We start from the raw sequence: 11,556 nt of genomic DNA on the forward strand, positions 1-11,556 counted from the left end.
GTGAAGTGGCGTGCATTCATCAAGGCGCAGAAGAAGCGTGGCGCCTACCTCAAGCCCGGCGATGTGGTGCGCTCCACGATCAAATCGGCCGACCGCCGTATCGACCTCGGCGAACAACTGCTGCGCATCACCTGGACACGATCAACTGACAACCAGGACCACGGTCGCCGGGCCGTGTCCCACATCTCCGGAGGTACATCATGAAACAACAACCACTGCCCGCCTCGGCGCAGCGGAAGGCCGACATCGACGTTCCCGTCCTGATCGTCGGCGGGGGCGGTGCCGGGCTGACCGCGTCGATGCTGCTGTCGCAGCTGGGCATCGAGACGCTGCTGGTCAGCGCACTGCCTACGACGTCCATCCTGCCCAAGGCGCATGTGCTCAACCAGCGGACGATGGAAATCCTCGCCGATGTCGGCGTCGCCGAAGCGATCTACGAAAAAAGCACCCCGGCCGAGAACATGGCGGCCATGGGCTGGTACTGCGGGTTCGCCGGTCCCGACGAGGATTGCGGCCGGATGATCGGCAGGATCGAGTCCTGGGGTGCCGGCTACACCAACCTCAACTGGATGGCGGCCAGCCCGCTGCGCACGGCCAACCTGCCACAGATCCGGCTGGAACCGATCCTGAAGGCGCACGCGGAGGCGATGGCGCCGGGGACGGTGCGCTTCCATCATGAGCTCGTCGCCGTGGAGCAGGACGCCGACGGTGTCACCGCGCGTGTCCGCAACCGCGACGACGATTCCGAGTACACCGTTCGCGCACAGTATCTGCTCGGCTGCGACGGTGGCCGCACGATCCCCAAGCTGCTTGGCGTGGAATACGAGGGCCTGGGCGTGGTCGCGCAGACCGCCACCGCGCACATCAGCGCGGATCTCTCGCAGCTCGCACACGACCCCGACGTGCTCATCCGATGGATCTGGTGCCCGGCGATCGGCGAGATGGCGGTGCTGGTGCCGATGGGGCCCGACCACTGGGGTCCCGACAGCGAAGAATGGGTGTTCCACGTCACCTACCAGGGCGAGGGGCCCAAAGACCTCACCGACGAGCAGATCGAGGCCAACATGCGTCGCGCCCTGGACATCGACGTGCCGATGAAGGTCCACAAGATCACCCGCTGGGCTCTGGAGGGCGTGCTCGCGCCGAGGTTTCGGGTCGGCCGCGCGTTTCTCGTCGGCGACTCCGCGCACCGCCACCCACCCACCGGCGGCCTGGGACTGACCAGCGGCGTGCAGGACGCGCACAACCTGTGCTGGAAGCTTGCCGCGGTGCTGGGCGGCCACGCAGCCGACAGCCTGCTGGAAAGCTATGAACCCGAACGCAGGCCGGTCGACGCCCGAAACGTCCAGCGTTCCCTGGAGAATGCGATGGCGCACATGGAAATCGGGCGCGCCTTCGGGCTCAGCCACGAGGCCGGCGCGGAGGCCAACTGGGCGCAGATGCGCCGCATCTTCAGCGACAAGCCGGAAGATGCCGAGCACCGCCGCGGCGCGCTGCGTGCGATCCGCCGGCTGACGATGGAGGGCAACGAACTCAACGTCGAGTACGGATATCGCTACGCCTCCAGCGCCGTCGTCGCCGACGGCACACCGGAGCCCCCGGCCGTCGACGACGTCCGCGTCTATGAACCCGGCACCCGCCCCGGCAGCCCGCTGCCGCACGCCTGGATCGATGACGAGACGGGACACCGCCGTCCGATCAAAGACCTCGTCGGTCCGGGCCGCTTCCTGCTGATCGCCGGCGAGGAAGGCCAGGATTGGTGCGCGGCGGCAGAAAACATCGCCCGCGCCAATGGGCTGCCCCTCGACGCGGTGCGCATCGGCCACATCGACGGCGACCTCTACGATCCGCGGCTGGCCTGGGCACAGCACCGCGGCATCACCACCAAAGGCGCCGTGCTGGTGCGTCCCGACCGTGTCATCGGGTGGCGCCACGCAGACGCGGCGCCCGACCCAGGGTCGAAACTCGCCGACGCGCTTGCACACATCCTGGGCCGCGACATCCGCGAGGCGGCGCCCATGCTCAGCCCGGCCGGCACCGGTGTCGGCTCCGGTCGAACTTGAACAGGAGACCTGCCGAAAAGCCTGCAAGCCAACCGATTTCGTGTTCGCCCAGACGATGACGACTACGGCCTGCGGAGCGACAGTTCGCCTTTCATAACAACATTCGCATCCGTGGTGCATTTCCTGGTCGCCGACGCCTCCTGCTGCATCACCGGGTAGGTGTGGGGCGTCAACGGCGGCTTGGACGTGTGAGGCCAAACCCCTTGACAGGATCTACAGCCAGCCGAACTTGATTTCGGCCGCCTGCGCGACCAGGTGCCGGACTGGCGTGAGCGTCGAACCTGGGCCTGCGGGCCGGAGGGGATGCTCAACGGGGCTGAAAAGACCTGGGCCGGCGCGGGTATCGGCGAGCGGTCGCACTTGGAGCGGTTCGCCGTGTCCCGCGCGGCCCCGCACGGGCAGGGCGCAACTATTCTGCCCGCTTGATCTGGGCTATGGTCGGCGGATGGACTTTGCTCCGCCGCTTTTGGCGGTTCCCGACCACACGGAGCTGACATGCAACGGCTAACTGCGCTCGACGCGGCGTTCCTGGACCTGGAGACAGACGAGAGTCGGGCGAATGTCGCGTGGTTCTCGGTCTTCGAGGGGCCTGCTCCCGACCACGGCGAACTCGTGCGTTACATCGAAGGCAAGCTGGCGCTGGTTCCGCGCTACCGTCAGAAGTTGCGCTTCCTACCCTTGGGGATCGCCCGACCGCTGTGGATCGACGACCCCAACTTCAATCTGGACTATCACATCCGCCGGACCGCGTTGCCGGCGCCGGGCGGCGAGGAACAGCTCACCCGACTGTTTGCTCGGGTGGTCTCCCAGCAGCTCGACCGAAGCCATCCACTGTGGGAGATGTGGGTAGCGGAAGGACTTGGCGAGAATCGCTGGGCGGTGCTGTGGAAACTTCACCACGCGATGGTCGACGGAGTGACTGCCAACGAAATCAACACCGTGATCCTGTCCGACGAACCAGAGGCGCACCCATCTGCGCCCGCGTCGTGGCGCCCGGAGCCCGCGCCAGGCCGGCGGGCCCTGGCGACCGAATCGCTGAGAGGGCTGAGCCCGTTGGATCAGCTCCGAGCGCTGGAGGGCGCGCTACGGACACCGCGTGAACTATTCGGACGGGGCCTGGTGATGGCACGTACCATGCTTCCGCTCGGAAAGACTCTCGCCGAGGCGACCACATCCTCGCTCAACGGACCGATCGGCCCATACCGGCGGTTTGCGCGTACGACGATCAGCCTGCAGGCGGTGAAGTCCATCCGGTCACGGTACGGCGGGACCGTCAACGACGTGGTGCTTGCGGCGGTGGCCTCCGGCTTTCGGGAACTGCTGGCGGCCCGCGCTGAGCTCGAACCGTCCAGCGCCGTGCGAACCATGGTGCCGGTATCGGTCCGTGCCCCCGGCGAAATGGGCGGCAATCAAGTCTCGGCCGTCTTCGTCCGCCTGCCGGTGGGTGAGCAGGATCCCGTCCGGCGGCTAGAGGCTATCAGCCAGCAGATGAACGAGACAAAGCAGCGAGGCGACGCCGTGGCGGGCCAGGTTCTTGTCGGGCTGCAGGGATTCTCGCCGCCCATGTTGCTGGCGCTCGGCTCGCGGCTGGCGGCACGGCTTCCCCAGCGCACCGTCAATACCGTGACCACCAATGTTCCGGGTCCCCAGCACCCCCTTTACCTGCTGGGACGTCGCATGCTCGAAGCCGGGCCCTACGTCATGCTGGGGCCGCAGATTCGGATCGCCACGGCGATCTTCTCCTACGACGGCAATCTTTACGTCGGTGTGACCGGTGACTACGACACCGTGCCCGACATCGACGTGATGTGCGCCGGAATCGACCGCGGAATCGCCGAACTCAGCGACGCGGACACCCAACCCCCGCCCGCCGCGCGCAAGGCCAGCCCGGGCCGCAGGAAGGCCGACCGGAGCGGTTCCGGCGGCGAATGACCTCGGCCGCACTGCTGCGGCGTCCGGCACCGTGCGACCCGAACCCCATGAACCGGCTGACGAGGTCAGCGCTTGGCGCGGCCACCCCCTTCTCGAACTCCGCTGCTACGCGGGAGCTGGCCCGGTTGCTCGTCGACCCGGTGTTCCGTGGGCACGGTGTACGGCACGGTGACGGGCGCAGCGTACTTCTGCTGCCCGGTTTCTTGGCACGGCAAGGGCGCTGATCTTGACTAGGCTGTGGGCGAGGATCCCATGTCCGGTCCAGATTCGTGCACCTTCGGTGCCCTCGATAGCAGTTGATGTGGTCCCCTTCGGGGACGCTCGCGCATAGCGGAAAATCGGGTGCGGTCGCTCGCCCGAGGTCGGTCTTACTTGGCGCAGGCGAGCCCGCATAGCAGTTTGATCCGGGGAGCCGATGGTGGGGCCTGCGCATTGTGGCTACGAGCGCGAGGGTCCGACTCTCATTCCTATCCCTGTTCGGTTCCCGGCGGGCGACCGTCTGGTTGTAATTGGTTGCGCAGGAAGGATATTGAAGATGGAAGAGGTCGACGAGGTCGAGCTGGTCGTGGATCGGGTGGCGGCGCTGGATCTGGGGAAGGCAGGACTGGAGGCGTGCGTGCGGGTGCCGCCCCCGGGTAAGCCGGGGCGGCGGATGCAGGAGATCCGCGGCTACGCCACCACCACCGCGGCGTTGCTGGAGATGGCGGTCTGGTTGCGGCACTGGGGCGTTGAGCGGGTGGTGATGGAATCGACCAGCGATTACTGGAAGGGTGTGTACTTCCTGCTGGAGGCCGAGGGGTTCGACTGCTGGCTGGTCAACGCCCGCGAGGTCAAGAACGTGCCGGGGCGGGCCAAGACGGATCGGGCCGACGCGGTGTGGCTGGCGAAGGTGGCCGAACGCGGCATGTGCCGGCCGTCGCTGGTACATCCGCCCGAGATCCGTCGGTTACGTGATTTCACTCGGTATCGCCGTGCCCTGGTACAGGATCGCACCCGGGAGATGCAGCGGGTGGAGAAGCTCCTCGAGGACGCCCAGATCAAGATTTCGTCGGTGCTGACCGACATCCATGGTGTCTCTGGGCGGGCGATGATGGAGGCGCTGATCGCCGGGCAGCGCGATCCACACACGCTGGCGGAGCTGGCCAAGGGCAGCGCGCGGAAGAAGACCGACCGGCTCGAGGAGGCGTTGCGCGGGTTCTTCACCGACCACCACGCGACGATCCTGCAGATGATGCTGGACAACATCGACCGGATCAGCGCCCAGATCAGCGCCTTGGATTCTCGGATCGAGGCGTTGCTGGGCCCTTTCTCCGATCGGGTGGCCCGGCTCTGTGAGATGCCCGGCGTCGATGCCGTGGCCGCCGCGGAGCTGATCGCCGAGATCGGCGTCGACATGACCCGGTTCCCCACCGCAGCGCATCTGGTGTCGTGGGCGAAGTTCTGCCCGCAGACCCACCGGTCGGCCGGTAAGTCCCGCAGCAAGGGCCGCGGCAAGGGCAACCCGTGGCTGGCCGGCACCGTCGGGCGGATCGTGTTCGTCGCTTCCCGCACCGACACCTTCCTGGGCGCCCGCTACCGGCGTCTGGCCCGGCGTCGCGGCAAGCAGAAGGCAATCGTCGCCGTCGGCAATTCGGTGCTGACCGTCGTCTACCACCTGCTATCGGACGCCGACACCAGCTTCTGCGACCTCGGGCCCGGATACTACGAATCCCGGATCAACAAGCACCGCCGCGCCCGCGACCTTGCCACCCAACTGCAGGCGCTCACCGGCCAGCACATCGTCATCCGCGACGGCAAAGCGGTCATCGCCGACGCCGCCTGACTCCAAATTTCCACGAGCACAATATGACCCGGCGCCGCCGGGTGCCTTCGGCCTGCCCGCTCACCATCCGATTTTCGGGTCAGTAAAGAAAGTTTTCACAAGGTAGATCCCGGAGGATGTCGTCGGGTGACTCTGCGGCGGTAGGTCTGGGTCGGTTCGTGGCGGCGGACGGGAGCGCCAGCGGACGGGAGCCGCCACTGCGCTGGCTGTTAATCCGAAGTTCCCCCTGCTCTGGTGACGTGTTGGGCCTGTGAGCTGGGGTTTTGGTGTTCTTGCTGGTTGGGTGTACTGACTACGCCAGGCCGAAGCGGTGTGAGATGCCAAGCAGTTGGAAGGCCCGCTGCTGTAGTGGGGTGGGGGTGGTGATCATGGTGAATGCTGGCATGTCGTGGGTGGGCTGGATGTGGTTGGCGCAGATGGTGGCCAGGTCGGCGAGCAGGCCGGTGAAGCTGTGCACGGGGTGGTTGTCTTCGGTGCGTTTGCGGGAGGCCTTGGCCAGCGCGGTGTCTGAGCGTTGGGCGGCGGCGACGGGGTCGGCGCGTTTGGCGGCCGCGGCGGGTTTGTCGTTGTCGTGAAACAGGATCGGGGCGAGGGCCTGTTTCATGTGCCAGCTGATGTAGTAGGACAGCATGCGCAAGAACATGTGGGCGCGCACCCGGTCGGCCAGCCGGTGGCGGATGGGCCGCACGTCAAGCTCGGTGTTAAGCGTGCGGAAGAACCGCTCGACGTCTTCGAGTCCCTTGTAGCGCAGCACCACATCAGTGTCGGCGAGGGTGGGTTCGGGCAGGCTGGTGCGCAGCACGTAGATGCCGTCGAGGGCGGCCTCGGCGGCGATGCGTTCGGTGTTGGCCGGAACCTCACCCCTGACCGTGGCCTCGGGCAAAAAGCGCGCGGTGCTGGCCCGCCACGTGCGCAACCGCCGCCTCTATGACGCCATCGACCAATGGGCTTTCTGCGCCCTCGCCACCAGCCGCGGCGCCCGAGCCTTCTACGACCAGCACCGCGCCGCCGACGACACCCACCACCAAGCCCTACGCGCGCTGGGCAACCGCCTCGTGGGCATCCTGCACGGCTGCCTACGCCACCACAGCACCTACAACGAACACACCGGTTGGGCCCACCGCATGGCCGCGGCTTGACAACCTACGACCCTGGGATGTCTAGGCCGCCCAATCGCTCACCACCCTGCTCATCAGCCAATCGACCTAGCAGCCCCTACCGCCGCGGCTATCGTCCGCTGACGCTCCCGTCCGCCGCCACGAAATCTGGAGACTCGTCGTGATGGGCCTTACGAGTTCACCAGAGTTCACCAACAGCATGTGGTCAGGAGTCTTTACTGATATCGAGGGGAAGCCCAATTCACTGATGGACCGTTAGCTGACGGCGGCCCGGCCGGCTTCGAGGCGGGCGACCGGTAGCCGGAACGGGGAGCAGGACACGTAGTCCAGCCCCGTCTTGTGGAAGAAGTGGATGGATTCGGGGTCACCACCGTGCTCACCGCAGGCCCCGAGCTTCATACCGGGCTTGGTCTTACGACCCTCCTCGGCCGCGATCTCCACGAGCCGCCCCACGCCATCGCCGTCGATGGTCTCGAATGGGGAAACGGTGAAGACACCCTTGTCCAGGTATGCGGCGAACACCGTGGACTCGACGTCGTCGCGGGAGAACCCCCACGTTGTCTGGGTCAGGTCGTTGGTGCCGAAGGAGAAGAAGTCCGCGGCGTCCGCGATCCGGTGCGCGGTCAGCGCGGCACGCGGCAGCTCGATCATCGTACCGATGGGGATCGTAAGCGTGACCCCCTTTTCGGCGGCAACGTCGGCGAGGATCTGCTCGGTTTCATCCCGGACCAGGTGCAGCTCCATCACCGAACCCACGAAAGGCACCATGATCTCGACCCTCGGGTCCTTGCCCGCGGCGATCTGGTCGCTGGCAGCCTCGCCGACGGCGCGGACCTGCAACGCGAACAGGCCGGGGGTCAGCAGACCAAGGCGCACCCCGCGCAACCCCAACATCGGGTTCGATTCGTGCAGCTTCTCCACCGCGGCCAGCAGCTTGCGGTCAGCATCCACCTGCTCACCGGTCTCACCCCTGGCCTCGGCGAGGGCGACCTTGACCGCGAGTTCGGTGCGATCCGGCAAGAACTCGTGCAGCGGCGGGTCCAGCAGCCGGATATTCACCGGCAGCCCGTCCATCGCGTCGAGCAGCTCTGTGAAGTCCTTGCGCTGCAGAGGCAACAACGCAGCCAGCGCGTCGTCGCGTTCCTCGGTGTTACTGGCCAGGATGACCCGCTCGATCAACACCCGGCGATCGCCGAGGAACATGTGCTCCGTGCGGCACAGGCCGATGCCCTGCGCACCAAGGGATCTCGCCCGGACCGCGTCCTCGGCGGTGTCCGCGTTCGCACGGATCGCCAGGCGCCGGCGAACATCGGCATGGGTCAGCAACCGGTCGACCGCCTTGACCAGCGCGGTGGTCTCGTTGTCCGCCCCCTCCAGGGCTACCGCGAGACCGGACTCGATGTAGGTCTCCACCGGAGACGGCACGACCGGCGTCGCACCGAGGAAGATCTCGCCGGTCGACCCGTCGATGCTGATCTCATCGCCCTCCTTGATCAGCACCGTGCCGACCCGCGCGGTCCGAGTCGAGGCGTCGACATCGAGCGCCTCAGCACCACAAACGCAGGTCTTGCCCATGCCGCGGGCAACAACGGCCGCGTGCGAGGTCTTCCCACCGCGCGCCGTCAGGATCCCGTCCGCGGCGATTATGCCCTCGAGGTCATCGGGGTTGGTTTCCTTGCGGACCAGGACGACCTGCTCGCTGCGTTTGGCCCACGCCTGGGCGGTAGGCGAATCGAACACCGCGCGGCCCACTGCAGCGCCCGGTGAGGCGGCCATCCCCTTCGTCAGCAACTCGCGGGGAGCCGACCGGTCGAACTGCGGGAACATCAGCAACGCCAGTTGCGAACCGGAGACCCGGGACAGCGCCTCGTCCATCGTGATCAGGTTCTCGTCGACCAACTGCCCAGCGATCCGGAACGCCGCCGCAGCGGTGCGCTTCCCGACCCGGGTCTGCAGCATCCACAACTTGCCGCGCTCAATGGTGAACTCGATATCGCACAGGTCCCGGTAGTGCGTCTCCAGCTGGCGCATTACCTTCATCAGCTGCTTGTGCGACGACGGGTCCAAAGCCTTCAGATCGTCCAACGACAGGGTGTTGCGGATCCCGGCAACGACATCCTCGCCCTGCGCGTTGGACAGGTAGTCCCCGTACGCGCCGGTCCGCCCGGACGCCGGGTCACGGGTGAACGCAACGCCGGTGCCACTGGACTCGCCCAGATTGCCGAACACCATCGTGCAGACGTTCACCGCGGTACCCAGGTGCTGCGGGATCCGCTCCCGCCGCCGGTACAAACGCGCCCGGTCGGTGTTCCAGGAGTCGAAGACGGCGTTGATCGCCATGTCCAGCTGCTCCCGCGGGTGCTGCGGGAACTCCTGACCGGAGTGCTCCCGCACCGCGTCCTTGAACGTGGTGACCAACGACTGCAGATCATCAACATCGAGGTCGACGTCGCTGGACACACCCTTCGTCGACTTCGCCTTGTCAAGCACATCGGAGAACACCTCGCCGGGTATCTCCAACACCGTCTTGCCGAACATCTGCAACAGCCGCCGGTAGGAATCCCAGGCGAAGCGCTCGTCCCCGGATTCCTCGGCAAGCCCCTTCACGCTGGCGTCGTTAAGCCCGATGTTCAGCACCGTCTCCATCATCCCGGGCATCGAAAACGCCGCACCGGAACGAACACTCACCAGCAGCGGATCATGGCGATCACCGAGCCGGCGACCGAGGTTGTCCTCCAACTGCCGCAATGCCATCGTGACCTGCACTCGCAGCTCACCGGGCGCGCTGCCCTGCGACAGGTACTCCCGGCAAGCCTCCGTCGTGATGGTGAACCCGGGCGGCACCGGCAACCCCAGCTTGGTCATCTCGGCCAGGTTCGCGCCCTTACCACCCAGCAGGTCCTTCTGATCCTTATCGCCCTCGGTGAAGTCGAACACGTACTTAGTCATCAGGTTTCTCCTTGGGGCGGGCGTATGAAACGGTCAGCTGGTGCGCATCAGTACGACGTGCAACCTTCGTGGACCGTGCACTCCCTCGACGCGGTCGAGTTCGATATCGCTCGTTGCGCTCGGGCCGCTGATCCAGGTGAGTGGTCGGCCGTCGTTGACCGATGTCTGCAGCCGCTGTACGGCCTCGGGCACATCGGCGAGCAGCTGGTCGTCGCGGATCACGCAGACGTGCAGGTCGGGGACGAGGGTCAGGGCGCGCCGCCCCTGATCGGGGCCGTGGTCCAGCACGATCGTGCCGGTGCTGGCAATGCCCACTGCTGCGGCGGCTGATGTTCCGGGCTCACTGGCGGAAGTCATGGCACAATACTGCGGGCAGGTAGCCAACTGCGTGCGGTAACGGCGACAGCCAGCGACATTTCATTGGTGTTGCCCGTGGTAGGCGCCCCCGCATGGTAGAACACCTAGTCTTATGACGGCGCTCCGCTGATCTGTTCGGCCGGTTAGACCCTTTGTCCAGTCGCGCTCCTGCCTTAATGTAGCGAGGCCGGGGGATGAGGCCAGGGGAGGATGTCCCGAGTTTCGTGGAACTTTGGTGGCGGCCCGGTGAGCATCAGGCTGCGCTCACCTGATCACATGCCCCATAGTGCCGACAGATTCGGCGGACTCGCGCTCGAGCGCGGCGCGAAGCGTCGGTAGGTGCAGGTAACCGTTGACCCGGCGGAATTGCTTGCCGGCCTCGACCATCCCGGCCGCGCACCAGCGCAGCGCCATCTGCCCGTCCCGCCAGCGCGTGACGTTGCCGGCATGTTCGCGGCAGACCGAGATCATCGACTCGATGCAGTTCGTCGAGCGCAGCGTGCGCGCAAGCGTGGGCGGAACGTTCAGGCGCAGCACCGTGAGCGTCTCGTCGAGGCCCTCGCGCAGGCTCGCCGCCGCGCCTGGGTGGGTACGGTCGAGTTCGTTGGCCAGGGCGAGCAGGGCTGCTTCGGCCTCCAGCGCCGAGCCGGCGTGGTAGGCATCGGTCATCCTGCGGCCCACACTGCTACGAAGTCGTTGCGGCAGATGATCTTTCACGTTATGACCTTGTGAATTTGACAGCGTTGGATGACCGGGCGGTCGAGCACATCGAGCACCGCCTTGCGCAGCGCCTTGGAACCGTCGACGCCCACCAGCATGGGGCGGGTGACGTCCAGGCCCCGCTCACGCAGGTCAACCAGCAGCCCGCAGACCAGCGTGGCGTTCTCGGTCGAGCCCTCCACCAGCGCCAACGGATGTTTGTTGCCCTCGATGTCGATGCCCAGCGCCACGACGCAGCACGACTCGGCGAAGTGCACCCCGTCGATCATCAACGCGACCAGGTCCAGCCCGGACAGATCTTGCGAAAGCAGCTCGGCCAGTGCTTCACCGCCGGCGATCTCGGGGCGGTCCAAAAACACCAGCAGCGAATGATGACCCCAGGTCTTCTTCCAGGTCGCGGCCGCGTCCTGCTTGTTATCGGAATGGTCGATGGTGATGGTGGCATCGACATCCAGGTGCAGCCACTGACCTGCACCAGGGGCTGCACCGGCGGCCCACGCCGCAGCCCGAGCGTGCGCGCGGGCAGCCCGGATACCGGGCAGATGGTCGGCGTCGACCCGCGCATCGACCAGCCGCCACATCGTGGTCGTCGACG

General features: G+C 66.5%; 4 protein-coding genes and 6 pseudogenes. 6 read left to right on the top strand and 4 right to left on the bottom strand.

Annotation, left to right across the window (positions count from 1 at the left end):
* The 5 genes and pseudogenes from VKG81_RS00550 to VKG81_RS00570 all read left to right on the top strand — a co-directional run.
* Nucleotides 1–204, top strand: a pseudogene (locus VKG81_RS00550) (hypothetical protein); the annotation flags it as partial.
* Nucleotides 201–2,063 carry an FAD-dependent monooxygenase gene (locus VKG81_RS00555; RefSeq protein WP_324388887.1) on the top strand — a complete coding sequence of 621 codons (1,863 nt, stop codon included), beginning with the start codon at nucleotides 201–203 and terminating at the stop codon, nucleotides 2,061–2,063. The pseudogene VKG81_RS00550 and the gene VKG81_RS00555, both read left to right, overlap by 4 nt.
* A gap of 246 nt (nucleotides 2,064–2,309) precedes the next feature.
* Nucleotides 2,310–2,477, top strand: a pseudogene (locus VKG81_RS00560) (ferredoxin reductase); the annotation flags it as partial.
* Nucleotides 2,478–2,558: 81 nt separating this feature from the next.
* Nucleotides 2,559–3,995, top strand: a complete 1,437-nt coding sequence (locus tag VKG81_RS00565; protein WP_324388888.1) for a wax ester/triacylglycerol synthase family O-acyltransferase — start codon at nucleotides 2,559–2,561, stop codon at nucleotides 3,993–3,995.
* A 535-nt stretch (nucleotides 3,996–4,530) separates the two neighbouring features.
* The gene (locus VKG81_RS00570) at nucleotides 4,531–5,817 is read left to right on the top strand and encodes an IS110 family transposase (RefSeq protein WP_324388889.1); all 1,287 of its coding nucleotides are present in this window, start codon (nucleotides 4,531–4,533) and stop codon (nucleotides 5,815–5,817) included.
* A 292-nt stretch (nucleotides 5,818–6,109) separates the two neighbouring features.
* Here VKG81_RS00570 and VKG81_RS00575 read toward each other — a convergent pair.
* A pseudogene (locus tag VKG81_RS00575) lies at nucleotides 6,110–6,664 on the bottom strand (IS1634 family transposase); the annotation flags it as partial.
* Between VKG81_RS00575 and VKG81_RS00580 the strand changes: the two are divergent.
* Nucleotides 6,660–6,956, top strand: a pseudogene (locus tag VKG81_RS00580) (IS110 family transposase); the annotation flags it as partial. The pseudogenes VKG81_RS00575 and VKG81_RS00580 overlap by 5 nt on opposite strands.
* A gap of 234 nt (nucleotides 6,957–7,190) precedes the next feature.
* Here VKG81_RS00580 and ppdK read toward each other — a convergent pair.
* From ppdK to VKG81_RS00595, 3 genes and pseudogenes are all read right to left on the bottom strand, one after another.
* A complete protein-coding gene (ppdK, locus tag VKG81_RS00585; protein ID WP_324388890.1) occupies nucleotides 7,191–9,884 on the bottom strand; it encodes a pyruvate, phosphate dikinase in 2,694 nt (897 codons plus the stop codon).
* 33 nt (nucleotides 9,885–9,917) lie between these two features.
* Nucleotides 9,918–10,205: pseudogene (locus VKG81_RS00590) on the bottom strand (LutC/YkgG family protein); the annotation flags it as partial.
* 289 nt (nucleotides 10,206–10,494) lie between these two features.
* Nucleotides 10,495–11,556 (bottom strand): annotated as a pseudogene (locus VKG81_RS00595) (IS256 family transposase); the annotation flags it as partial.

It is taken from the genome of Mycobacterium sp. (assembly GCF_035314905.1).
Lineage (GTDB): Bacteria > Actinomycetota > Actinomycetes > Mycobacteriales > Mycobacteriaceae > Mycobacterium.

Coding starts and splice junctions, on each gene's coding strand:
- VKG81_RS00555 (WP_324388887.1), top strand. CDS start 201: ATGAAACAACAACCACTGCCCGCCTCGGCGCAGCGGAAGGCCGACATC.
- VKG81_RS00565 (WP_324388888.1), top strand. CDS start 2,559: ATGCAACGGCTAACTGCGCTCGACGCGGCGTTCCTGGACCTGGAGACA.
- VKG81_RS00570 (WP_324388889.1), top strand. CDS start 4,531: ATGGAAGAGGTCGACGAGGTCGAGCTGGTCGTGGATCGGGTGGCGGCG.
- ppdK (WP_324388890.1), bottom strand. CDS start 9,884: ATGACTAAGTACGTGTTCGACTTCACCGAGGGCGATAAGGATCAGAAG.